Annotated in this window: 21 protein-coding genes; 9 read left to right on the top strand and 12 right to left on the bottom strand. The window is 73.2% G+C overall.

Going from position 1 to position 22,424, the window contains the following annotated elements; all coding sequences use genetic code 11:
- Nucleotides 1–58 precede the first annotated feature (58 nt).
- Entirely contained in the window at nucleotides 59–2,332 is a 2,274-nt protein-coding gene (locus tag ACZ7LK_RS08175; RefSeq protein WP_471139043.1) for a transglycosylase domain-containing protein, read from the bottom strand.
- 217 nt (nucleotides 2,333–2,549) lie between these two features.
- Between ACZ7LK_RS08175 and ACZ7LK_RS08170 the strand changes: the two genes are divergently transcribed.
- The 5 genes from ACZ7LK_RS08170 to ACZ7LK_RS08150 all read left to right on the top strand — a co-directional run bounded on the left by ACZ7LK_RS08170 (nucleotide 2,550) and on the right by ACZ7LK_RS08150 (nucleotide 7,330).
- Nucleotides 2,550–3,482 carry an SPFH domain-containing protein gene (locus tag ACZ7LK_RS08170; RefSeq protein WP_392272678.1) on the top strand — a complete coding sequence of 311 codons (933 nt, stop codon included), beginning with the start codon at nucleotides 2,550–2,552 and terminating at the stop codon, nucleotides 3,480–3,482.
- Nucleotides 3,479–3,724, top strand: coding sequence for a type II toxin-antitoxin system antitoxin (locus ACZ7LK_RS08165; protein ID WP_469462414.1), 246 nt, complete (start codon nucleotides 3,479–3,481; stop codon nucleotides 3,722–3,724). The genes ACZ7LK_RS08170 and ACZ7LK_RS08165 overlap by 4 nt, the downstream gene beginning before the upstream one ends.
- An 80-nt stretch (nucleotides 3,725–3,804) precedes the next feature.
- Nucleotides 3,805–4,338 carry a PadR family transcriptional regulator gene (locus ACZ7LK_RS08160; RefSeq protein ID WP_392272277.1) on the top strand — a complete coding sequence of 178 codons (534 nt, stop codon included), beginning with the start codon at nucleotides 3,805–3,807 and terminating at the stop codon, nucleotides 4,336–4,338.
- Nucleotides 4,335–5,012, top strand: coding sequence for an ABC transporter ATP-binding protein (locus ACZ7LK_RS08155; RefSeq protein WP_392272278.1), 678 nt, complete (start codon nucleotides 4,335–4,337; stop codon nucleotides 5,010–5,012). The genes ACZ7LK_RS08160 and ACZ7LK_RS08155 overlap by 4 nt, the downstream gene beginning before the upstream one ends.
- Nucleotides 5,009–7,330, top strand: a complete 2,322-nt coding sequence (locus ACZ7LK_RS08150; protein WP_392272279.1) for an FtsX-like permease family protein — start codon at nucleotides 5,009–5,011, stop codon at nucleotides 7,328–7,330. Before ACZ7LK_RS08155 ends, ACZ7LK_RS08150 begins: the two co-directional genes overlap by 4 nt.
- A gap of 43 nt (nucleotides 7,331–7,373) precedes the next feature.
- Here the strand turns inward: ACZ7LK_RS08150 and ACZ7LK_RS08145 are convergent, their stop codons facing one another.
- Complete coding sequence (locus tag ACZ7LK_RS08145; protein ID WP_392272280.1) at nucleotides 7,374–8,324, bottom strand: hydrogen peroxide-inducible genes activator; 951 nt, start codon at nucleotides 8,322–8,324, stop codon at nucleotides 7,374–7,376.
- A gap of 134 nt (nucleotides 8,325–8,458) precedes the next feature.
- On the opposite strand from ACZ7LK_RS08145, the gene ACZ7LK_RS08140 reads away from it, so the two are divergent.
- Nucleotides 8,459–9,013: a peroxiredoxin gene (locus tag ACZ7LK_RS08140; RefSeq protein ID WP_392272281.1), complete on the top strand. Its 555-nt coding sequence runs from the start codon at nucleotides 8,459–8,461 to the stop codon at nucleotides 9,011–9,013.
- Between the two features lie 17 nt (nucleotides 9,014–9,030).
- Nucleotides 9,031–9,564, top strand: a complete 534-nt coding sequence (locus tag ACZ7LK_RS08135) for an alkyl hydroperoxide reductase (protein ID WP_126883712.1) — start codon at nucleotides 9,031–9,033, stop codon at nucleotides 9,562–9,564.
- A 110-nt stretch (nucleotides 9,565–9,674) separates the two neighbouring features.
- Here the strand turns inward: ACZ7LK_RS08135 and ACZ7LK_RS08130 are convergent, their stop codons facing one another.
- From ACZ7LK_RS08130 to ACZ7LK_RS08110, 5 genes are all read right to left on the bottom strand, one after another.
- Nucleotides 9,675–10,403 carry a hypothetical protein gene (locus ACZ7LK_RS08130; protein WP_469462407.1) on the bottom strand — a complete coding sequence of 243 codons (729 nt, stop codon included), beginning with the start codon at nucleotides 10,401–10,403 and terminating at the stop codon, nucleotides 9,675–9,677.
- Nucleotides 10,400–11,722, bottom strand: a complete 1,323-nt coding sequence (locus tag ACZ7LK_RS08125) for an AI-2E family transporter (RefSeq protein ID WP_392272283.1) — start codon at nucleotides 11,720–11,722, stop codon at nucleotides 10,400–10,402. The genes ACZ7LK_RS08130 and ACZ7LK_RS08125 overlap by 4 nt, the downstream gene beginning before the upstream one ends.
- A 122-nt stretch (nucleotides 11,723–11,844) precedes the next feature.
- Complete coding sequence (locus ACZ7LK_RS08120; RefSeq protein ID WP_392272284.1) at nucleotides 11,845–12,561, bottom strand: aggregation-promoting factor C-terminal-like domain-containing protein; 717 nt, start codon at nucleotides 12,559–12,561, stop codon at nucleotides 11,845–11,847.
- 383 nt (nucleotides 12,562–12,944) lie between these two features.
- Entirely contained in the window at nucleotides 12,945–14,267 is a 1,323-nt protein-coding gene (locus ACZ7LK_RS08115; RefSeq protein ID WP_392272285.1) for a PhoH family protein, read from the bottom strand.
- A 335-nt stretch (nucleotides 14,268–14,602) separates the two neighbouring features.
- The gene (locus ACZ7LK_RS08110; protein WP_126883717.1) at nucleotides 14,603–15,364 is read right to left on the bottom strand and encodes an isoprenyl transferase; all 762 of its coding nucleotides are present in this window, start codon (nucleotides 15,362–15,364) and stop codon (nucleotides 14,603–14,605) included.
- A gap of 176 nt (nucleotides 15,365–15,540) precedes the next feature.
- On the opposite strand from ACZ7LK_RS08110, the gene mgrA reads away from it, so the two are divergent.
- On the top strand, nucleotides 15,541–16,578 hold the full coding sequence (mgrA, locus tag ACZ7LK_RS08105) for an L-glyceraldehyde 3-phosphate reductase (protein WP_392272286.1): 1,038 nt from the start codon (nucleotides 15,541–15,543) through the stop codon (nucleotides 16,576–16,578).
- Nucleotides 16,579–16,960: 382 nt separating this feature from the next.
- Here mgrA and ACZ7LK_RS08100 read toward each other — a convergent pair whose 3' ends face one another.
- The 3 genes from ACZ7LK_RS08100 to ACZ7LK_RS08090 all read right to left on the bottom strand — a co-directional run bounded on the left by ACZ7LK_RS08100 (nucleotide 16,961) and on the right by ACZ7LK_RS08090 (nucleotide 20,173).
- Nucleotides 16,961–18,673: a DUF2079 domain-containing protein gene (locus ACZ7LK_RS08100; protein ID WP_471139033.1), complete on the bottom strand. Its 1,713-nt coding sequence runs from the start codon at nucleotides 18,671–18,673 to the stop codon at nucleotides 16,961–16,963.
- Between the two features lie 31 nt (nucleotides 18,674–18,704).
- Nucleotides 18,705–19,103 (bottom strand): cupin domain-containing protein, encoded by a 399-nt coding sequence (locus ACZ7LK_RS08095; RefSeq protein WP_469464679.1) that lies wholly within the window; start codon nucleotides 19,101–19,103, stop codon nucleotides 18,705–18,707.
- A gap of 77 nt (nucleotides 19,104–19,180) precedes the next feature.
- A complete protein-coding gene (locus tag ACZ7LK_RS08090) occupies nucleotides 19,181–20,173 on the bottom strand; it encodes a prepilin peptidase (protein WP_471139029.1) in 993 nt (330 codons plus the stop codon).
- A gap of 89 nt (nucleotides 20,174–20,262) precedes the next feature.
- On the opposite strand from ACZ7LK_RS08090, the gene ACZ7LK_RS08085 reads away from it, so the two are divergent.
- Nucleotides 20,263–20,649 (top strand): DUF192 domain-containing protein, encoded by a 387-nt coding sequence (locus ACZ7LK_RS08085; RefSeq protein ID WP_392272290.1) that lies wholly within the window; start codon nucleotides 20,263–20,265, stop codon nucleotides 20,647–20,649.
- Here ACZ7LK_RS08085 and ACZ7LK_RS08080 read toward each other — a convergent pair.
- The gene (locus ACZ7LK_RS08080; RefSeq protein WP_471139026.1) at nucleotides 20,621–21,736 is read right to left on the bottom strand and encodes a hypothetical protein; all 1,116 of its coding nucleotides are present in this window, start codon (nucleotides 21,734–21,736) and stop codon (nucleotides 20,621–20,623) included. The genes ACZ7LK_RS08085 and ACZ7LK_RS08080 overlap by 29 nt on opposite strands.
- 177 nt (nucleotides 21,737–21,913) lie before the next feature.
- Nucleotides 21,914–22,402, bottom strand: a complete 489-nt coding sequence (locus tag ACZ7LK_RS08075) for a hypothetical protein (RefSeq protein WP_469464682.1) — start codon at nucleotides 22,400–22,402, stop codon at nucleotides 21,914–21,916.
- Nucleotides 22,403–22,424: the final 22 nt, after the last annotated feature.

The following is a 22,424-nucleotide window of genomic DNA, read 5'->3' as shown; positions in this document are numbered from 1 at the left end:
GGCCGGGCTCCCTCCGCGAGGGACCCGGCCGCCTTCGTCGTGCTCCGTCAGCCGCGCGTCACGGCTTGGGCGGCTTGAGGTCGCCCTCGGTGCCGCCGTCGGCCGGGTCACCGGTCGGGTCGCCGCCGCCGTCGTCACCGCCCGTGGCGCCGCCCAGCTCGCCACCGTCGGTCGGCTCGCCCGTGGGGGTCTGCGTGGGGGTGGGCACCGTCGGCGTGCGGGTGGGGGTGGAGGGCGTGCGCGTCGGGGCCGGGTCCTCGGTGGGCGACTCGGTCTCGTCCGGCTCCTCGGTGGGCGACTCCGTCTCGGTCGGCTCCTCCGTGGGCGTGGCCGTCGGGTCCGGCAGGGAGGGCGCCGACTCGGCGACGTCCAGGTCGAAGCGGGCGTCCGAGCCGCCGTCCAGGGCGCCCAGCGTGTAGTCGGCCCAGATGCGGGCGGGGAAGCCACCGCCGTTGGCGCGTCCGGAGTTGGCGGTGCCGGTCAGGGTGACCTGCTTGCCCTTGTCGGCGTCCTCGCCGAAGAGGGCCACGACGGTGGTCAGTTCGGGTGTGTAGCCGGCGAACCAGGCCGACTTGTTGTTCTCCGAGGTGCCCGTCTTGCCGGCCGCCTGGTACGCGGAGGTGTTCGCCTCGTGGCCGGAACCGTTGCGCACCACGCCGGTGAGGGCGGAGGTGACGGTGTCGGCGGTCTGCCGGCTGATCACCCGGTCGCCCACCGGCGCGATCCGGCGCTCGAAGGTCCGGTCCTTGTGCTCGGCGGACTTCACGATGGTCGGGGTGACCTTCTTGCCGTGGTTGTCGAGGGTGGCGTACACCCCCGCCATGTCCCAGGTCGAGGCGCCCATGGTGCCGAGGGACATCGCGGGCTGCTCGACGAAGCCGTCGCCGTCCTTCATGCCGAGCGACAGCGCGGTCTTCTTCACCTCGGCGGGCTCGGCGTCCACGATCATCTGGGCGAAGACGGAGTTGATGGACTTGTTCATCGCCTCCTGGACGGTGACCGGGCCGTAGCTGCGGTCGTCCTCGTTCTGCGGGGCGAAGGGCGTCTCGCTGCCCTCGACCGGGCGGCGGCTGGTGCCGTCGTAGGTCGTGTTGAGGCCGATCTCGGCGCCGTCCTGGGTCTCGGCGCCGTTCTCCAGGGCGGAGGCGAAGACCAGGGGCTTGAAGGTGGAGGCGGGCTGGAAGTCGCGGCGGGTGGCGTTGGACATCCAGTGCTCGGTGGCGCCGACGCCGCCGTACAGCGCGACGACGCTGCCCGTCTTGGGGTCGACCGAGGTGGCGCCGGCCTGGACCGTCGCGTCGACCTTGTTCTCCTTGCGGTCGAGGTGGTCCTCGAGCTGCTCGTCGACCGCCTTGACGAGCTTCTTCTGCCGCTTCTCGTCGATGTTGAGGGTGATGTCCCAGCCGCCGGCGTCGATGGCCTCCTCGCTGAGGCCCTGGTTCATCATCTCCTGCTTGGCGGCGGCCACGATGTAGCCGGTCTGGCCCTCCATGCCGGGGGCGGCCTTCGGCGCCTGCGGCACCTGGAACTTCTGGACGGTGCGCTCGGAGCGGCTCAGCCAGCCCTCCTCGACCATGTTGTCGAGGACGTAGTTCCAGCGCTCCTTGGCCAGCTTGCGGCCGGTGGAGCTCGCGATGGCCCAGTCGTACTGGTTGGGGGCCTGGAGGAGCGCCGCGAGGTAGGCGCCCTGGGAGACGGTCAGCTTCTCGGCGTCGACGCCGTAGTAGGCCTGGGCGGCGGCCTGGATGCCGTACGCGCCGCGGCCGTAGTAGCTGGTGTTCATGTAGCCGGCGAGGATCTCCGGCTTCTTCATGTTCTGGTCGACCTTGAGGGAGATCACCAGCTCCTTGAGCTTGCGGGTGACCGTCTGGTCCTGGTCCAGGTAGTAGTTCTTGACGTACTGCTGGGTGATGGTCGAGCCGCCCTGCTTGCCCTTGCCGGTCACGGTGTTGAGCACACCGCGGGCGGTGCCCATGAAGTCGACGCCGGAGTCCTGGTAGAAGCTCTTGTTCTCGGCCGCGACGAACGCCTTCTCCACCGGGTCCGGGATCTTCTCCAGGCCGACGATCTCGCGGTTGATCTCGCCGGTGCGGGCGAGGATCTTGCCGTTGCTGTACCGGTAGACGTTGCTCTGCATCGTCGCCTGGGCGTTGGCCGACGGCACCGGGACCAGCAGGTAGATCACGTAGAACGCGCCCATGGTGAGCAGGCAGAGCGTGAAGAAGGTGCCCAGCAGCCTCCTCCAGGTGAAGAAGCGGCGCATGCCGCCGCCTTCGGTCTTCGCCCCGCGCGCCCCGCGTTCCCGCGCCTGTCGCGCACCCGCTCGACCCATCGCTCCGTCGCTCCGCTCTGCTGTGTACGGAAATCAGCTCAGCAAACTAACACCACGGGTACTGACAAAGCTCAACGGATCCGGTCTTTTCCGGACGTGACAATGAGCACCCGTCACAAGGGAACCGACTCCTCAGGGGCGCGAAGGGTTGCCACGGCGGTTAAAGTGATATCACTTTGCTAGACCGAATGGACGACGAACGGGGACGAACATGACGATGACCGATCGCAGCGGCCTGGCCGAGGACCTGCCCGAGATGCCGGAGCCACGCGTCCGCGAGTTCGCGGCCCGCAGCATCGGCGGCGGTCTCGCCCTGCTGCTGGGCCTGGCCGGCCTGGCGGCCGGTGTCGGCCTGGTGGCGGGCGGCGCGACGGCCGGCCCGGCAGCGGTGAAGGTCGCCCTGATCGTGCTCGGCGTACTGGTGGCGGCCGGCTCGGCGCTCGCCATGGGCGGGCTGAACATGGTGGCGCCCGGCGAGGCGCGGGTGGTGCAGCTCTTCGGGCGGTACCGGGGGACGATCCGGGAGGACGGCCTGCGGTGGGTCAACCCGTTCACGTCGCGGGCGAAGGTCTCCACCCGGGTGCGCAACCACGAGACGGCCGTCCTGAAGGTCAACGACGCCTACGGCAACCCGATCGAGCTGGCCGCGGTGGTCGTCTGGAAGGTCGAGGACACCGCGCAGGCGATGTTCGAGGTCGACAGCTTCCCCGTGTTCGTCTCCACCCAGACGGAGGCGGCGGTGCGGCACATCGCGATCGAGTACCCCTACGACGCGCACGACGAGGACGGGCTGTCGCTGCGCGGCAACGCCGAGGAGATCACCGAGAAGCTGGCCGCCGAACTGCACGCGCGCGTGGAGGCGGCCGGGGTCCGCATCATCGAGTCGCGGTTCACGCACCTCGCGTACGCGCCGGAGATCGCGTCCGCGATGCTCCAGCGCCAGCAGGCCGGTGCCGTGGTGGCGGCGCGCCGGCAGATCGTGGACGGGGCGGTCGGCATGGTCGAGGCGGCGCTGGACCGGCTGGAGGAGCGGGACATCGTGGAGCTGGACCCGGAGCGCAAGGCCGCCATGGTGTCCAACCTCATGGTCGTGCTGTGCGGCGACCGGGCGGCCCAGCCGGTGCTGAACACGGGCACGCTGTACCAGTGACGCCGCCGCCGGAAGGCCGCCAGCGCAAGCAGGTGCTGCTGCGCCTCGACCCGGGCGTGTACGAGGCGCTGGCGCGCTGGGCGTCGGACGAGCTGCGCAGCGCCAACTCCCAGATCGAGTTCCTGCTGCGCAAGGCCCTCGCCGAGGCGGGCCGCCTGCCGTCCGCGCCCGGGCCCCTGCCCCGCCGCGGCCGGCCCCCGAAGGCGCCCCCGCCCACGCCCCCGTCCCCGCCCCCGGCCTGACCCAGCCGGGGGCGGGGGGCGGCCCGTGCCGTACACCTGCGCTATACATCGCGTGTATACGTCCGCTGTATAGTCGGCGCATGTCCATCGGTCACACCCTCCTGGGGCTCCTGGAGTCCGGACCGCGCCACGGCTACGACCTCAAGCGCGCCTTCGACGAGAAGTTCGGCCACGACCGCCCGCTGCACTACGGGCAGGTCTACTCGACCATGTCCCGGCTGCTGCGGAACGGGCTCGTCGAGGTGGAGGGGATCGAGCCCGGCGAGGGGCCCGAGCGCAAGCGGTACGCGATCACCGAGGCGGGCGTCACCGATGTCGCGCGCTGGCTGGCGCAGCCGGAGAAGCCCGAGCCGTACCTCCAGTCGACGCTCTACACCAAGGTCGTGCTCGCCCTGCTCACCGGCCGCAGCGCCGCCGAGCTGCTCGACACGCAGCGCGCCGAGCACCTCCGGCTGATGCGCGACCTGACCCGGCGCAAGAAGGACGGCGACCTCGCCGACCAGCTCATCTGCGACCACGCCCTGTTCCACCTGGAGGCCGACCTCCGCTGGCTGGAGCTGACCGCCGCCCGGCTCGGGCAGCTCGCCGAGGCGGTCGGGGGGACGGCGCGGTGACCCCGCTGCTGGAGGCCACGGGGGTCGGCAAGGCCTACGGGCCCACTCCGGCGCTCGTCGGCGTCGATCTGGCGGTGCGCCCCGGCGAGATCGTCGCCGTCATGGGCCCCTCCGGGTCGGGGAAGTCGACCCTGCTGCACTGCCTGGCCGGCATCGTCCGGCCCGACACCGGGACCATCACGTACGACGGCCGTGAGCTGACCACCCTGTCCGACTCCCGGCGCAGCGCGCTGCGGCGCGGCGACTTCGGCTTCGTGTTCCAGTTCGGGCAGCTCGTCCCGGAGCTGACCTGCGCCGAGAACGTCGCCCTGCCGCTGCGGCTGGCCGGCGGGCGCCGCAAGCCCGCCGAGCGCACGGCCCTGGAATGGCTGGAGCGGCTGGAGGCCTCCGACGTCGCCGGGAAGCGTCCCGGTGAGGTCTCCGGCGGCCAGGCACAGCGCGTCGCGGTGGCCCGCGCGCTCGTCACCGCGCCGCGCGTGGTGTTCGCCGACGAGCCGACCGGCGCCCTGGACTCGCTCAACGGCGAGCGCGTGATGGGGCTGCTCGGCGACGCGGCCCGGGACACCGGCGCCGCGGTGGTGCTGGTCACCCACGAGACGCGGGTGGCGGCCTACTCGGACCGCGAGGTCGTGCTGCGGGACGGCCGGGTGCGCGACCTGACGGGCGCCCGGTGATACGCGACCTGCTCCTGGGCGCCCGGTTCGCCGTCACCGGCGGCCGGCCCGGCTGGGCGCGCACCCTGCTGACCGCCCTCGGCGTGGGCGCCGGTGTGGCCCTGCTGCTGGTCGCGGCGTCCGTGCCGAACGTCCTGGAGGGGCGGGACCTCCGCCACCAGGGCCGCGACCTCACCGCCGGCGAGTCCGGGGCGCCCCGCTCCGACCGCTCCTTCCTGTACGCGGCCACCTCCACGCTCTTCCACGACCGGCCCGTCCGCGGGGTGCTGCTGCGGCCCGACGGGAAGCACCCCCCGGCCCCGCCGGGGGTGCGCGCCCTCCCGGGGCCCGGCGCGATGGTCGTCTCCCCCGCGCTCGGCCGCCTGCTCGCCTCCCCCGAGGGCGCGCTGCTGAGGGAACGCCTGCCGTACGGGATCACCGGCCGGATCGGTGACGCGGGGCTGGTCGGCCCGGCGGAGCTGGTCTACTACGCCCACGGCGCGGCCCTCACCGAGGGGTCCGCCGACGGCCGGGCGGCCGCCTTCGGCCACAACGTCGGGGCGGAGCGGCCCTCCAGCGCCTTCCTGCTGCTGCTGATCGTGGTGGCGTGCGTGGTGCTGCTGCTGCCCGTCCTGGCCTTCGTCGCCACCGCGGCCCGCTTCGGCGGCGAGCGGCGCGACCGCCGGCTGGCCGCGCTGCGGCTGGTCGGCGCGGACATCGCCATGACCCGCCGGATCGCCGCCGGTGAGGCGCTGGCCGGCGCGCTGCTGGGGCTGCTGGCCGGCGCCGGGCTGTTCGCCGCCGCCCGGCACGTCGCCGGCCGGGTGACGGTGTGGGACGTCAACGCCTTCCCGGCCGACGTCACGCCCGTGCCGGCCCTGGCCGTGCTGGTGGCGCTGGTGGTTCCGGTGTGCGCCGTGCTGGTGACGCTGGTGGCCCTGCGCGGGGTGGTGATCGAGCCGCTGGGGGTGGCCCGGGGGACGGTGTCCCGGCCGCGCCGGGTGTGGTGGCGGCTGCTGCTGGTCGCCGCCGGGCTCGCGCTGCTCGTGGCGGCCGGTCCGGTCACCTTCGCGGAGACCACCCTGGACGCGGCGCCGATCGCCGCGGGGGCCCTGCTGGCGCTGACGGGGGTCACGACGCTGCTGCCATGGCTGGTCGAGACCGTGGTCCGGCGGCTGCGGGGCGGCCCGCCGTCGTGGCAGCTCGCCGTGCGCCGGCTCCAGCTCAGCAGTGGTACGGCGGCGCGGGCGGTCAGCGGGATCGTGGTCGCGGCGGCCGGGGCGATCGCGCTCCAGATGCTGTTCGGGGCCGTGCAGAGCGACTTCATGCGGCCCACGAACATGGACGCGGCGCGCGCCCAGCTCAGCCTGCGGGCCGCCACCACCGACCCGGGCGCGCCCCGCGCGCTCGTCCGCGAACTGTCGGCGGCCCGGGGCGTCACCGGTGTCGCGGCCACGCTGTCCTCCTCGGTGTGGCGGGCGGGTCCGCGGCGCGCCGGCGAGGGCTTCGTCCCGAGCACCTCCCTCACGGTCGGCGACTGCCCCTCGCTGCGCGAACTGGGCCGGCTGCCCTCCTGCGCGGACGGTGACGTCTTCATCGCGCGCGCCCACGGCGGCGACGGCCCCGACGACGCCTACCTGGCGGAGACGGCCCGGCCCGGCGCCCGCGTCGACCTGCGGGACGGGCAGGCGCCGCCGCTGCTGTGGCGCATCCCTCCGGGCGCGCGCACGGTCGAGGGGCGACGGGACCCGATGGGGTGGACGTCGTTCGGCGTCTACGCGACGCCCTCGGCGATCGACGCCTCGGTGCTCGACGACCCCGTCCTGACCGCCTGGGTCCGGCTGGACCCGGCCGTGCCGGACGCCGCCGAGCACGCCCGGAACGCCGCCGCGCGGATCAGCCCGCTGATGCGGGTGGACACGGTCCAGGACATGGAGCGGGACCAGCGGTTCACCAGTGTCCGCCGGGGCGTGTTCGCCGCCGCGACGCTCACCATGGCTCTGGTCGCCGTGTCCCTGCTGGTGTCGACGGTGGAGCGGCTGCGCGAACGGCGGCGGCTGCTGTCCACGCTGGTCGCGTTCGGTACGCCGCGCTCGACGCTCGCCTGGTCGGTCCTGTGGCAGACCGCCGTGCCGATCGCGCTCGGCATGGCCCTGGCGGTGGCGGGCGGGTTCGGCCTCGGGACGCTGCTGCTGCGGATGATCGGCAAGGGCGTGGCCGACCCGTGGGTGTTCCTGCCCGTGGTGGGCGTGGGCGCGGGCCTGGTCCTGGCGGTGACCCTGCTGAGCCTGCCGCCCCTGTGGCGCCTGATGCGCCCGGACGGCCTGCGTACGGAGTGACGCGCGGCGCTCCCCGGGTGCCGCCCGGCCCGCTCCCGGGGCGTCAGGCCGCCGGGCCGAGGACGCGGACCGGGAGGGTCCGCATCGCCCCGCGGAGGGCGCCCGCCAGCTCCTCGAACTCGGCCTGGCGGGCCGCGCCCGTGCGCATGGCCAGCGCGATGCGCCGGGAGGGGGCCGGGTCGGCGAACCAGCCCGTCACCAGGCGGTCGTTGCGCCCGGTCTCCACCGTGACGGCGGTGCGCGGCAGCAGGGTCACGCCGAGGCCGCCCGCGACGAGCTGGACCAGCGTGGACAGGCCGGCCGCGGTGGTGGTGACCGCGGCACCGTCCTCCCGGCCCGCCTCGCGGCAGATGTCCAGCGCCTGGTCGCGCAGGCAGTGCCCCTCGTCCAGCAGCAGCAGCCGCAGCTCGCGCAGCGCGTCGCGCGGGATGTCGGTGCGCCCGCCCAGCCAATGGTCCTCGGGCGTGACCAGCACGAAGTCCTCGTCGAACAGCGGCAGTTCGGTGACGCCCGGCACGCCCAGCGGCACGGCCAGCAGCAGCAGGTCCAGCCGACCGGCCGCCAGCCCCTCCAGCAGGGAGGAGGTCTGCTCCTCGTGGACCTGGAGGTCCAGCTCCGGATACCGCTCGTGGACCAGCCGCAGCACGGTCGGCAGCAGGTAGGGCGCCACCGTGGGGATCACCCCCAGCCGCAGCACCCCGGTGAACGGCGCGTGCGCCGCCTCCGCCTCCTCCATCAGCTCCGCGACGGCGTCCAGCACGGCACGGGCGCGGACCGCGAGGCGTTCCCCCGCGGGGGAAAGGAGCACCTTCCGTGTCGTACGCTCCAGCAACTGGACACCGAGTGCCTCTTCGAGTGCCGAAACCGCGCCCGAAAGGGCGGGCTGACTCATACCGATCGCGGCGGCCGCGTCCCGGAAGTGCAGGTGCTCCGCCACTGCCACGAACGCCCTGAGCTGGGCCAGACTGGGCTGCTTACCCTTATATACGGACACCACTGATAACCACCTTCGATCAACACGACCCAGTCTAGCTATTTCACTGATCAATGCACGCCGTGCCATGCTGGGGCTCCGTCCAACCCCCACGGAAGACCTCAAAAGGGACTTCCCAGTTGCAAGGAGCGCGTGTGCTCACTGTCGGTGACCAGTTCCCCACGTACGACCTGACCGCCTGCGTGTCGCTCGAGAGCGGCAAGGAGTTCGCGCAGATCGACCACAAGTCCCACGAGGGCAAGTGGCGCGTGGTGTTCTTCTGGCCGAAGGACTTCACCTTCGTCTGCCCCACCGAGATCGCCGCCTTCGGCAAGCTGAACGACGAGTTCGCCGACCGCGACGCCCAGATCCTCGGCGTCTCCGGCGACTCCGAGTTCGTGCACCACGCCTGGCGCAAGGACCACGCCGACCTGCGTGACCTGCCCTTCCCGATGCTGGCCGACTCCAAGCACGAGCTGATGCGGGACTGCGGTGTCGAGGGCGAGGACGGCTTCGCGCAGCGCGCCGTCTTCATCGTGGACCCGAACAACGAGATCCAGTTCTGCATGGTGACCGCCGGCTCCGTCGGCCGTAACCCCAAGGAGGTCCTGCGGGTGCTGGACGCCCTCCAGACCGACGAGCTGTGCCCCTGCAACTGGACCAAGGGCGAGGACACCCTCGACCCGGTCAAGCTCCTGTCCGGCGAGTGACGAGGAACTGAACCGACATGGCTCTCGATGAACTGAAGTCCGCCATACCGGACTACGCCAAGGACCTGAAGCTGAACCTCGGCTCGGTCATCGGCAACAGCGAGCTCCCGCAGCAGCAGCTCTGGGGCACGGTCCTGGCCTGCGCGATCGCCTCGCGCTCGCCGAAGGTCCTGCGCGAGCTGGAGCCGGAGGCCAAGGCGAACCTGAAGCCCGAGGCGTACCAGGCCGCCAAGTCGGCCGCCGCCATCATGGCGATGAACAACGTCTTCTACCGCACGCGTCACCTGCTCTCCGACCCGGAGTACGGGACGATGCGCGCCGGTCTGCGGATGAACGTCATCGGCAACCCGGGCGTGGAGAAGGTCGACTTCGAGCTGTGGTCGCTCGCCGTCTCCGCGATCAACGGCTGCGGCATGTGCCTCGACTCGCACGAGCAGGTGCTGCGCAAGGCCGGTGTGGACCGCGACACGATCCAGGAGGCGTTCAAGATCGCCTCGGTGATCCAGGCGGTCGGCGCGACCCTCGACGCCGAGGCCGTGCTCGCCGAGTAGTCCCACGCGTCCCCCGCGTACGAAAAAGGGGCCCGCCGACATCCCTGTCGGCGGGCCCCTTCCGCGTACGCGCGCCTCCGGCCGGCCCGCCCCGCGCGCGGGGACGGGGGTCAGGACCTGAGCGCGGTCATCAGCGCCTTCATGTCCTCGACCATGAGGTTCCGCAGACCGGCCGTCGTGGCGGGCGCGGGCACCGGCGCCGGCGCGCCCTCCTCCGCCACCGGGTCGTAATCCGTCTGGGCACTGACGAACAGCGTGAGCACGGCCTGCCCGTCCAGCACCTTCAGCCCCGCGAAGCCCGCGTCGTCCTGGGCGAAGAACGCCCGCTCCCCCAGACCGGGCAGGGGCTTCCAGTCCCAGTCGTCCCAGGCCCGGGCGGTTTCGAGGGCCTCGAACTCCGGTCCGGGGTCCATCTTCTTGTGCAGCGCGTAGGTGAGGTCGACGCCGACCGTCGACTCGTCGGTGCCCAGCGACACCGAGCACTGCACCTGGTCGAGCGCCTCGTGGACCTCGCGCATGCCCTGCGTGGTCTCGCCGCGCTCGCCGTACTCGCCGCTCAGCGCCGTCAGCCGCGCCTCGTCGCACAGTTGCCGGGGGGTGTGGTAGCCGCGCAGGTCGGGGCCCTTGGCCTGGTACGCGTACAGCCCGCCCGCCCAGAGGGCCGAGGCGGCCACCGCGCCGCCGAGCGCCCACAGCCAGGAGCGGCGCGCCCGCCGGCCTTGGCCGGGCCGCCGCCCCGGGTCGCCGGCCGCGTCGGGCTCCGCCGGCGGTACGGGTCCGTACGACGGCGGTATCGGGACGTCGCCGTCGCCGCCCACGAGTTCGGGTTCGGATATCACGCGCCCTCCCCGGGGCCGTTCCCCGGCGCGGGCGTCGGCGCCGTGCCGTGGACCGTCGCCCCGTGCGGGCCGGGCGCGGCGCGCAGCGCCTGCTCCTGGGCGTACGCGCGCAGGTAACCCACGACCGTGTTGGTGACCGCGACGAGCGGCACCGCCACCACCGCGCCGCCGATCCCGGCGACCAGGCCGCCGGCCGCGACGGTGAGGACGACCGCGAGCGGGTGGACCCGCACCGCCCGTCCCAGGATGAACGGCTGGAGGACGTGGCCCTCGATCTGCTGTACGGCGAGGACGACCAGCAGCACCATCAGCGCGGTGAACACGCCCTGGGTGACGAGGGCGACGATGACCGCCAGCGCGCCGGAGACGACCGCGCCGACCAGCGGGATGAAGGAGAAGAGGAAGATGAAGACGCCCAGCGGCACGGCCAGCGGCACGTCGAGGAAGTAGATGCCGAGACCGATGAAGATGGCGTCGATCAGCGCGACGATCACCGTGCCGCGTACATAGGCGGTGAGGGTGCGCCAGGCGCGCGGGCCGGCCCCCGCGACACCGGGGCGGGCCTGGGCCGGGACCAGCTTCAGCCACCAGCTCCACACCTTCCTGCCGTCGTACAGCAGGAAGAGCGTCGAGAACATCGTCAGCAGGATGCCGGTGAGGATCTCCACCATCACGGTCACGCCCTGGAGACCGGCGGTGGTGATCTCTTCGGTGTTGGTCCCGATCGTGTCGCTGAGGTTCTTGGCGATGTCGTTGATCTGCTGCTCGGTGACGTGGAACGGGCTGTCCAGGAGCCAGGCCTTGAGCTCGTCGATGCCGTCCCGGACGCGGTCGGAGATGTCGCCCAGGTTGTCCATCACCTGCCAGACGACGAACCAGCCGACGAGGCCCATGATGACGAAGCCGGTGATGGCGGTGACGGCCGTGGCGAGTCCGCGCGGCAGGCCCCAGGTACGCAGCCGGGCCACGGTGGGCTGGAGCAGCGCGGTGATGAGCAGTGCGGCGACGAAGGCGAGGACGACGAGCTGCACCTCGCTGATGACCTTCATCAGCACCCACAGGGTGCCCGCCAGGACCAGCAGCCGCCAGCCGGCCTCGGCCGCCACACGGATGCCCCAGGGGATGGCGGCGACAGGGTCGGGGCGCGCGGCGACGGCGGGGGCGTACGTGGGGGGCGCGGGAACGCTGTCCGGTACGGCCGGGGTCTCCTCACCGGGCTCGTCCCCCGGCTCACCCGCGGCTCGGCGCTCTTCCAACCGCTGTCCCATCCGGGTCAGGCCGGCGCCCAGTCTGCCGAGCCACCCTGGCACTTTCGACATGATCTTTCCTCTTCCCCCCCACCACTCCCCCCGGGAGTTACCGCCCTGACGGTACACGCACGGAGCCCCTCACCGTCGGACGGTGAGGGGCTCCGGGACGCTGAGCCGTGCGGCCGGGCGTTCTAGTACCAGTGGTTGGCCTGCCAGAAGCTCCACGCGCCGCAGGGGCTGCCGTAGCGCTCGTTCATGTAGTTGAGGCCCCACTTGATCTGGGTGGCCGGGTTGGTCTGCCAGTCGGCGCCCGCCGACGACATCTTGGACCCGGGGAGGGCCTGGACCAGGCCGTACGCGCCGGACGAGGCGTTCGTGGCGCGGTAGTTCCAGCTCGACTCGTGGTCCACGATGTTGCTGAAGCACTGGAACTGGTCGCCGGGGATCATCTGGCGGGCCATCGCCTGCACGTCGGAGACGCTGTACGAGGACTGCGTCGCGAAGGTGGTGGCGCTGCGGACCTCGTCGCGGCTGGCGCGCTCCTCGGCCTCGCGCTCCTTGCGCTCCTGCTCGGCCTTCTCCGCCTTCTCGGCCTCCGCGTCGGCAGCGGCCTTCTTGGCCTCCGCGTCCTTGGCGGCCTGGATGCGGGCGGCTTCCTCGGCGGACTTCTGCGCGGCCGAGTCGGCGGCGGCGGCCTGCGCCTCCGCCTGCTGCGTCAGCGACGAGACCTGAACCTGGGCCTGCTCGCCGACGGGGATGTCGGCCAGGAGCGTCGTGTTGGCGGCGGCCGCCTCGAAGTTGTCGTTCGAGGGCTGGGTGTTGCCCGAGGCAACGCCGACGACGGCGCCGACTGTGGTGACCGCAGTGGCCGAAGCCACCGCGAATCCCCGGACCGAGATCCGGCTCACACGGTTTCCTTCCAGCATCGCCCGCTTAGGTGACCTCGCGGGCGAAAATCTTGCCCCTGACGCTGGTCCCCCCACTGCTGGGTCACGGGGGACACGGGCCCGGTGGGCAACTCCCTTGCGGGAGAGCCGCGTGGTGCTGCGGGCGGCATACGGCGAACGACTGTTGAGTTGTGTCACGCGGTGACAGGTGTGCCGTATGCGGGGCCTGACGGAAGCAAGACTCTGCCCGACGCCGACACCGCAAGGCAATTATTCACCGCGTGTGAAAGCTCACACCCCAGTGGTCCCAGGAGTTTTGCGGATTCCGTCGCACGGCGTGGCGCCGCCCGGCTAAGCTCTCGCGCTTTGCCGGGCGGCGCCAATTCCATGTCGGATTTGCGGGGTTAAACCTGCCCGTCCTCCAGCATTTCGGTCACGAGCGCGGCGATCTGCGAGCGCTCGGAGCGGGTCAGGGTGACGTGGGCGAAGAGCGGATGCCCCTTCAGTTTCTCGACGACGGCGACGACTCCGTCGTACCGGCCGACCCTGAGGTTGTCGCGCTGCGCCACGTCATGAGTGAGCACGACCCGGGAATTCGCCCCGATACGGGACAACACGGTCAGCAGGACGTTGCGTTCCAGCGACTGGGCCTCGTCGACGATGACGAACGCGTCGTGCAGCGAACGGCCCCGGATGTGCGTGAGCGGCAGGACCTCCAGCATGCCCCGGCTCAGCACCTCCTCGATGACCTCGCGCCCGGCCACCGCCGAGAGCGTGTCGAACACCGCCTGCGCCCAGGGGCTCATCTTCTCGGCCTCGGTGCCCGGCAGGTAGCCGAGCTCCTGGCCGCCGACCGCGTACAGCGGCCGGAAGACCATCACCTTCTGGTGCTGACGGCGCTCCAGGACCGCCTCCAGCCCGGCGCACAGCGCGAGCGCCGACTTGCCGGTGCCCGCCCGGCCGCCCATGGACACGATGCCGACGTCCGGGTCCAACAGCAGGTCCAGCGCGATCCGCTGCTCCGCGCTGCGGCCCCGGATGCCGAACGCCTCCCGATCGCCCCGGACCAGGCGCACGTTCCCCTCGGCGGTGACCCGGCCGAGCGCCTTGCCGCGCTCGGACTGGAGGACCAGTCCGGTGTGCACCGGCAGGCCGGCCGCCTCGGGGACGTACAGTCTCTCCTCCGTGTACAGCAGGTCGACCTGCTCGGCGGAGAGCGGCAGTTCGGACATACCGGTCCAGCCGGAGTCGGTGATGGCGAGCTCCGCCCGGTACTCCTCGGCGAGGAGTCCGACCGACGACGCCTTGATGCGCAGCGGCAGGTCCTTGGACACGACGGTGACGTCGTACCCCTCGGCCTGGAGGTTGCGCGCGACGGCCAGGATCCGTGAGTCGTTGTCGCCGAGGCGGTAGCCGGCCGGGAGGACGGCGGGATCCGAGTGGTTGAGCTCCACACGCAGGGTCCCGCCGAACTCCCCGATCGGGAGCGGGGCGTCGAGGCGGCCGTACCGGATCCGGAAGTCGTCCAGCAGGCGCAGCGCCTGCCGGGCGAAGTACCCGAGCTCCGGGTGGTGCCTCTTGGCCTCCAGTTCCGTGACCACCACGATGGGGAGCACGACCTCGTGCTCCTCGAAGCGGGCCATGGCACCGGGATCGGCCAGCAGGACGCTGGTGTCGAGAACGTAGGTGCGCCTGTCGTTGAGGCGGCGCTTTGTGCTGTTCACCACGGAAGGACCTACCCCCTCAGGTGAGGTCGGGTGCGACTTCGACGGCGTCGCGGGGGGATGGGGCCGGGCTCTGGCCGCGATGCGCGGGCCGAGCTCCGGCCCTCCGCGTCGTCCGTGCACGAGCTGCACGGTCGTCCTGGTGCAAAGGGCCTCCCGGGTGAGCGGGCTGGCGTGCCGCTCACACTGGGGTGGGTATTCCCTCGAACGACCGGCGCCATGCCATGGCATATGACGACGGGTCGGTGAACGGGTGGTGACGGGGGGCCGCCGGGCGGCCGCGCCCCGCCGGGGACGCCCCTTCCGCCGGGCGTCCGGTGTCCCGGGGGAACGGCCCCTCAGGTGCCGTAACGGCGATGGCGGGCGGCGTAGTCGCGCAGCGCGCGGAGGAAGTCGACCTTGCGGAAGGCCGGCCAGTGGACCTCGCAGAAGTAGTACTCCGAGTGGGCGCTCTGCCAGAGCATGAAGCCCGACAGGCGCTGTTCGCCGCTGGTGCGGATCACCAGGTCGGGGTCCGGCTGGCCGCGCGTGTAGAGGTGCTCCGAGATGTGCTCGACGTCCACGATCTCGGCGAGCTCCTCGAAGCTCGTGCCCTTCTCCGCGTGCTCCAGCAGCAGCGAGCGGACCGCGTCGGCGATCTCCTGCCGACCGCCGTAGCCCACGGCGACGTTCACGAGTATTCCGGTGCGGTCGCGGGTGGCCTCCTCGGCCTCCTTCAGCACCGCCTGCGTCCGGGCGGGCAGCAGGTCCAGCGTGCCGACGTGGTGGACGCGCCAGCGGCCGTCGGCCGCGAGGTCGCGCACCGCGTTCTCGATGATGCCGAGGAGCGGCACGAGCTGCTCCTCCGGCCGGTTGAGGTTGTCGGTGGACAGCATCCAGAGCGTGACGACCTCGACGTCCGTCTCGTCGCACCAGCCCAGCAGTTCCTGGATCTTGCTCGCGCCGGCCTTGTGACCCTGCTCCGGGGTGCCGCCGGACGCCTTCGCCCAGCGGCGGTTGCCGTCGAGGATGACACCGATGTGCTTGGGCACCTGGGCGTGGTCGAGGCGGCCCTCCACCCGGCGTGCGTAGAGCCTGTACACCAGGTCGCGCAAGTTCACCGATCTCACCTCTCGATTGCGTACGGGCCCGCCACGGCGTCGGCCCAGGGAGACAGGGGGAAGCGGCACCGCTCGATCCCGGCGCACCGCGGCTGTCCCCGAGGCCGCCACATTACTGCGCGGGGGTCACGGCGGCCCAACCCGGTCTGTCACAAGTACGTGATAAGGAGGAGGGCGTGACTGATACCCCCGCATACCGCCCCGCCGACGGCCGCTACGACTCCATGGAGTACCGCCGCACCGGCCGCAGCGGGCTCAAGCTGCCCGCCATCTCGCTCGGCCTCTGGCACAACTTCGGCGACGACCGCACCCTCGCCTCGCAGCGCGCGATCCTCCGCCGCGCCTTCGACCTGGGCGTGACGCACTTCGACCTGGCGAACAACTACGGGCCGCCGCCCGGATCCGCCGAGACCAATTTCGGCAAGATCTTCGCCGAGGACTTCGCCCGTCACCGCGACGAGCTCGTGCTCTCCACCAAGGCGGGTTACCTCATGCACCCCGGGCCGTACGGCGAGTGGGGCTCCCGCAAGTACCTGCTGTCCTCGCTGGACGCCTCGCTGAGGCGGATGGGCGTCGAGTACGTCGACATCTTCTACTCGCACCGCTTCGACAAGGAGACCCCGCTGGAGGAGACGATGGGCGCCCTCGCCTCCGCCGTCCAGCAGGGCAAGGCGCTGTACGTCGGCGTCTCCTCGTACAGCAGCGCGCAGACCGCCGAGGCGGCACGGCTGCTGAAGGAGATGGGTGTCCCGGCCCTGATCCACCAGCCGTCCTATTCGATGATCAATCGCTGGACCGAGGACGACGCGCTCCTGGACACCCTGGAGGCGGCCGGCATGGGCTGCATCTCCTTCGCGCCGCTCGCCCAGGGCCTGCTCACCGACAAGTACCTCAAGGGCATCCCGGAGGGTTCGCGGGCCACCCAGGGCAAGTCCCTGGACCCGAACCTGCTCTCCGAGGAGGTCGTCCGCCGGCTGCGCGGCCTGCACGAGATCGCCCGCCGCCGGGGCCAGTCCCTCGCGCAGCTCGCGCTGACGTGGGTGCTGCGGGACGAGCGGATGACGTCGGCGCTGATCGGCGCGTCCAGCGTGGCGCAGCTGGAGGAGAACATCGCCGCGCTGGCCGGTGCACCGCTGACGGACGAGGAGCTGAAGGAGATCGACTCGTACGCGGTCGACACCGCCGGCACCAACATCTGGGCGGCCCGGAGCTGACGGCGGTGGCGGCCGGGGCTCGGCCGGGCCCGAGGGCGGGGGCGTCGGGAGGCCGGGCTGCGAGGGGGGCGGCCGGGTCTGGCCGAAGGGCGCTCTTGACGCCGGACGAAAAAACGGGCCGGTCCGTGGGGGGGATACGGACCGGCCCGAGGGGGGGTTTCCACCATAACCCTTCGTAAGTGATGGCGCGCGCCACGACAGGCCGCGACTACGCTCCGAAAATGGGGGACCCCGCCGGAACCACGGGATCCAGCCGGTTTTCCCGTCCCCGCGCCCCGGTTCCGTGTCCTCCCCAGGGGGGACCCCACCGGAAGGGCGTCGGGTTGACGCCCCGGGCGGCGCCTGAAGAAACGCTCCGGCGGAGGAGTGCGGGGGGCGGGGTTCAGCGGCGCAGCAGGGTGATGCCGTCGCGCACGGCGACCTCGCGGTACCCGTACCGCTGCTGGGCGGCGGCCAGCTCGGCCTCCTGCTGTTCGAGCGGGTAGGGCCAGTGGCCCGTCGGGTACGGCCAGGCCTCGGGGGCCCGCCGGTCGTGGATGATCCACTCGGCGGTGGGCGGCGGGAGGCGCTTGCGGTCGTACTCGTACAGCCTCCCCTCCACCGGGAAGGTCGGGAAGACGACGACCGTGCAGCGCGAGGTGAGCTGCGGGACCAGCCGGTTGGAGGCCGCGACGGTGGCGCCGTCCGGGATCCTCGCGAGCAGCGCGCGGGCGGCTTCGATGTGTCCGGTCGTCCGCCAGGTGGCGCGCTGGGCCAGTTGGGCGAGCGGGAACGACGGCAGCATCACCAGCGTGACGGCGAGGACGGTGGCGAGCGAGGCGCGGACGTGGCGGGCGGCGAGCGGGTGCCCGCCGCGGCGCCAGACGGTCAGCGCGTCGATCAGCCCGGCGAGGACGACCGGCATCAGCACGGCGCTGTAATGGAACGCCGTACCCCAGTGGAAGCCGTTGTCCGACATCATCCGCCAGGCCAGCGTGGGAACGGCGATCAGCGCGAGCGGCGAGCGCAGCGCGAGCAGCGCGGACGGGGCGAAGACCAGGACCAGCGTCATGGCCTTGACGTCGGGGCGCAGCGCGTCGAGCGGGGCGTGCGCGAGGGTGCTGAGGAGTGAGCCGTACCCCTCGGCGAGGTTGCCGCCGTGCGCGTACCCGCCGGCCGGGTGGAAGGCGGGCATCAGCAGCTTGATCTCGGCCGCCGAACCGACGAGCCCGGCCGCCGCGGTGACGAGGCCGAGCCGGCGCGGCCCCTTCAGCGCGATGTACGCGCCGACGGCGGCGAGGGTGAGGCCGAGGTCCTCCTTGACCAGGAGGAGGGGGGCGGCCCAGGCGACGGCCGGGCGCCAGCGCCGGTGGGCCAGGGCTTCGAGCGAGCAGGCGAGCAGCGGTACGGCGAGGGAGACCTCGTGGAAGTCGAAGGCGGCGGCCGACGCGATGCCCCAGCTCAGCCCGTACGCGGCGGCGACGGCGTGGGCGGAGCGGCGGCCGAGCGCCCGCCGGGCCCAGCGGGCGAGCGGCACGACGGCGAGGGCGAGCAGCGCGGACTGGGCGACGAGCAGGCAGAGCGGGGAGGGCCAGATCCGGTAGAGCGGGGCGAGGACGGCCAGGAGGGGGTGGAAGTGGTCCCCGAGGAGGTTGAAGTCCTCGCCGCGCAACGGGACGAGCGGGGCGCGGAGTTCGGCGTAGGCGCGTACCGCCTGCTCGAAGATGCCGAGGTCGTAGCCGGTGGTGCGGAGGAGGAGGTGCCGGCGCACGGCGACGGTCGCGTACAGCGCGCAGAGCGCCGCGGCCCACCCCCAGGGGAGCAGCCCGCCGGCCGGGAGGCGGGGGCGGCGGAACCGGCTGCGGTGGCGGGGGAGGTGGGGGTGGGGGTGGGTGGTGGAGGTGGGCGTGGGGCGGGTGGGGGCGGCGTCGGCGTCCGTGTCGGTGTCGGAGGGGGCCGGGTCGGCCGCGGGGGTGGAGGGAGGTGCCGTGGCCCCCGGGGGGCCGGTGGTGGTGCCGGGGGGCGCGGAGGTCCGTGGGGCGCCCGTGGCCCCGGGGGCGGCCGTCTGCTGGGCCTGGCGGCCGGACGGGGGCTGATTGTCAGGGAATGTCCGCATGTGCCCGCATGCTAGGACGCGGGTGGGCGGCTCAGCGCAGGTCGTGGCCCGTGGTGCTGTCGACGTGGTGCGGAATCTCCCCCTCATGGCGGTCACCCGTCGACAGCGTTCCCGAGGGCTCGAACATCAGAATGGACGCCCCGTCCGGCGAGGACGGCTTGTGCTCCGTGCCCTTCGGGACGACGAAGGTGTCGCCCCGCCGCAGTTCGACCGTCCGCTCGGTGCCGTCGGCCGCGCGCAGCGCGATGTCGAACCGGCCGTCCAGGACCAGGAAGAACTCGTCCGTGTCGGCGTGGACGTGCCACACGTGGTCGCCGGCGGCGTGCGCGATCCGTACGTCGTAGTCGTTCATACGGGCCACGATGCGGGGGCTGTAGACGTCGTCGAAGGTGGCGAGGGCTTCGGTGAGGTTGACCGGCTCGGTATCCATGCGGCCCATACTGCGCCGCTCCCCCGCCCGCAGTCCCGTCCTTTTTCCCGCGCGGACCGTCGGGCGGCGGCCGCCGCTCAGGCGGGCGGGACCGCCGCGAACGCGCCCAGCAGGACGCCCACCAGCGCCCCGCCGATCATGAACGGCCCGAACGGGATGGCGCTCTTGCGGGTCGCCCGCCGCAGCGCCACCAGCCCGAACCCGTACACCGCGCCGAACAGGAACCCGGCGAAGGCCCCCACGAACAGCACGCCCCAGCCGTACCAGCCGAGGGCCACGCCCAGCGCGAGGGCGAGCTTCACGTCGCCGAAGCCCATGCCGCTCGGGTGCACCAGGAACAGCATCAGGTAGCCGGTGCCCATCGCGAGACCGCCCAGCAGCGCGGAGAACCACGCCCCCGCGTGCCACGGCAGCAGCGCGGCGGCCCCCAGCAGCACGGCCGTTCCGGCGGCGAGCGGCAGGGTCAGCCGGTCCGGCAGCCGGTGCACCGCCCGGTCGACCAGGGCCAGCAGCACCGCGACCGGCGCGGCCGACAGCCACACCGCCAGTTCGGGGCGGGGGCCCGTCGCGGCGGCGAGCGCGGCGCAGACGAGGGCGGTGACGACCGGGACGGTGACGGCCGGGGCGGGCCTCGGGGAGGCGGACGGCCGCACAGGAGAAGGGGAGGGGAGCGGGGAAGGGGATCGGGAAGGGGGCGGGGACGGCCGGGAAGGGGATGGCCGGGGCGGCGGCGCGGGCGGGGCGCCGTCGGGCCGGGGGGCGTCGGGCTGGGGGCAGTGGGGCCGGGCGCTGTGGGGCAGGGGGCCGTCGGGCAGGGGGCCGTCGGGCAGGGTGGCGTCGGGCAGGGTGGCGTCGGGCAGGGTGGTGCCCGCCGGGACGGCCACCGCGCACACCCCGCAGCGCGGCGGGCCGAGCCAGCCGCGCGCGGGGCCCGTGAACGGGTGCCCGGCGGGACAGGCGTCCCGCCACGGTTCGTCCGGCTCCACGGACAGGCGGTACGCGGCGCGCGGCACGAGCAGGCCGGCGGCGGCGCCCCACAGGGCGGCGACGGCGATCAGCGTGGCGTACACGCGCCCGACCCTAGGGCCCGCCCGGCCGCCGGTCATGGGCCCACGGACCCACTGCCGCCGCTCACGGGCCCACGCTACGGTCGTCGCCCATGGCGAACCTACGCGAGTGGCGCGACGGCGACGGGCTGCTGACCTTCCTGGACCGGCCCGCCCAGGCGCCCGTCCCCGTCGGGATAGCCGCCTCCTTCGGCACCCGGAGGCGCGGTCTGCTGGGCCGGGACGGCATCGCGGGCGCGCTGCTCCTCAGCCCCTGCAACAGCGTCCACACCTTCCGGATGCGGTTCGCGATCGACGTGGCGTACCTGGACCGGGACCTGCGGGTCGTCGACGTGGCCACGATGCCGCCCGGCCGTCTGGGGCTGCCCCGCCTCCGTGCCCGTCACGTCCTGGAGGCGGAGGCCGGGGCCATGGAACGGTGGGGCGTCCGGACCGGCACCCGGCTGGCCGTCACGGTGGGCCCGGCCCCAGCAGGGTGAACGCCCCGTACGCCGCCGAGGCCGCCGCCAGCACGCCCAGGACCAGCACCACCGTCCGGTCCCGCAGCCGCGCCAGGGCCACCGCCGCCGGGAGCAGCAGCGGGAACGCCGGCATCATCAGGCGCGGCCGGGAGCCGAAATACGCGGCGCCGACCAGCGAGACGACGACGACCCCGAGGGTGTACACCAGCACCGGCAGCGGCTGCCGCTGCCTGACGCACAGCCACACCACCCAGCCCACCAGCGCGAGCGCCGCGCACAGCCCCACCCCGGCGAGCGGCACCGGGCCCGTCAGGTTCCGCCACACGAACCGGGCCAGTGCCGCACCGCCGTCGATGCTGTTGCCCCACGCCGCCTGCACCTCGAAGTACGCGGTCGCGCTGCCCTCGCGGACGGCGACGAAGACCACGTACCCGAGCCAGCCCAGCGGTGCGAGCAGCACGCCCGCCGCCATCCGGGCCGTCAGCCGCCGCTCCCGTACGACGGTCACCAGCGCGGTGATCCCGAGCGCCGCCACGAGCGCGGCCGCCGACGGCCGGGTCAGCCCCGCGCACGCGCACAGCGCACCCGCCCAGACCCACCGGTCGCGCAGCACCGCGTACAGCGACCAGGCGGCGAAGGCGGTGAACAGCGTCTCCGTGTACGCCATCGACTGGACGAACGCCGTCGGGTACACGCCCCACAGCACCGCCAGCACCACCCCGGCCCGCCGTCCGGCGACCCGCTCCCCCACGGCGTAGATCCCCCACGCGGCGGCGAGCGACGCCGTCCAGGCGACCACCAGTCCGGCCGTCGCCGCGTCGGTCCGCAGGACCTCCGACAGGCCTCGTTCCAGGGCGGGCAGCAGGGGGAAGAAGGCCAGGTCGGAGTGGACGCTGCCGTCCGGGAGCGTGACCTCGTGGCCGTACCCGTGCTCGGCGATCCGCACGTACCAGACGGAGTCCCAGCGACCCTTCAGCCGGTGCAGGGCGTCCTGGCCGGCCGCCGCGGCGGCGACCGCGAGGACCGCCAGCCCCACCGCGCGCACCGCGGCGTAGCCCCACAGGGCGGGCGCTGCGGAGGCGGGACGATCCGGTTGCCGGGACATGCGCCCGATTATCCCGGCCGGTCCCGGCCGGGATGCCGCCGGGCGGCGAGGAGGTCGGCCGGCGGGCCAGGGGGTCGGCCGGCCGCCGGCGGCGGCGGGTGCCGGGGCTCGGGTGTCGGAGGTCGGCGGGCGGGGGTCGGGGCGGGCGTCGGAGGCCGGCCGTGGGCGTCGGGGGCGTCAGCCGGGCGGTTCCTCGACCGGGACGTCGCTGACCGCCGCGACCATCAGGTGCGGGGCGTCCTCGTCGCACTGCCCGACGCTCACCGCCACCCAGCGCGGCCCGTGCGGCGACCCGACCGGGCCCCAGACCATGAGGTCCCCGTACAGGTCGAAGGCGCACAGCTCCGCGAAGAGCGGGAGCACCGGCCCGTCGCCGGCCCCGCCGCGCACGAAGGCGCCCATGCTCACCACCCGGTGCGGTCCCCACCGCTCGTCCAGGACGCTCGTCAGGGCGCCGAGGTACGCCTCCGCCTCCTCCTGGGCGGCGTCCCACTCCGGGCCGGGGACACCGAAGTAGGCGCGGCTCTCCCACAGGAGCCGCAGCCGGAAACCCGCGCCCAGGCTGCCGCTCCAGCCCTCCGCCCGGGACGGCTCCCAGCGGGTGGGGCCGTCCTCCGGTACGGGCAGGTCGAGCAGCGCGCCGACGGCGGCGGCGGTCCCGGTCACGTCGAACGGGGTACCCGTGGCC

This window comes from Streptomyces sp. NPDC039423 (assembly GCF_055598725.1).
This window is presented reverse-complemented; position numbering and strand designations above follow the sequence as displayed.

What these genes read in the sequence shown, in the direction of transcription:
- ACZ7LK_RS08175 (WP_471139043.1), bottom strand. Translation starts at nt 2,332, where the DNA reads ATGGGTCGAGCGGGTGCGCGACAGGCGCGGGAACGCGGGGCGCGCGGG.
- ACZ7LK_RS08170 (WP_392272678.1), top strand. Translation starts at nt 2,550, where the DNA reads ATGACCGATCGCAGCGGCCTGGCCGAGGACCTGCCCGAGATGCCGGAG.
- ACZ7LK_RS08160 (WP_392272277.1), top strand. Translation starts at nt 3,805, where the DNA reads ATGTCCATCGGTCACACCCTCCTGGGGCTCCTGGAGTCCGGACCGCGC.
- ACZ7LK_RS08135 (WP_126883712.1), top strand. Translation starts at nt 9,031, where the DNA reads ATGGCTCTCGATGAACTGAAGTCCGCCATACCGGACTACGCCAAGGAC.
- ACZ7LK_RS08125 (WP_392272283.1), bottom strand. Translation starts at nt 11,722, where the DNA reads ATGTCGAAAGTGCCAGGGTGGCTCGGCAGACTGGGCGCCGGCCTGACC.
- ACZ7LK_RS08100 (WP_471139033.1), bottom strand. Translation starts at nt 18,673, where the DNA reads ATGCGGACATTCCCTGACAATCAGCCCCCGTCCGGCCGCCAGGCCCAG.
- ACZ7LK_RS08095 (WP_469464679.1), bottom strand. Translation starts at nt 19,103, where the DNA reads ATGGATACCGAGCCGGTCAACCTCACCGAAGCCCTCGCCACCTTCGAC.
- ACZ7LK_RS08085 (WP_392272290.1), top strand. Translation starts at nt 20,263, where the DNA reads ATGGCGAACCTACGCGAGTGGCGCGACGGCGACGGGCTGCTGACCTTC.
- ACZ7LK_RS08080 (WP_471139026.1), bottom strand. Translation starts at nt 21,736, where the DNA reads ATGTCCCGGCAACCGGATCGTCCCGCCTCCGCAGCGCCCGCCCTGTGG.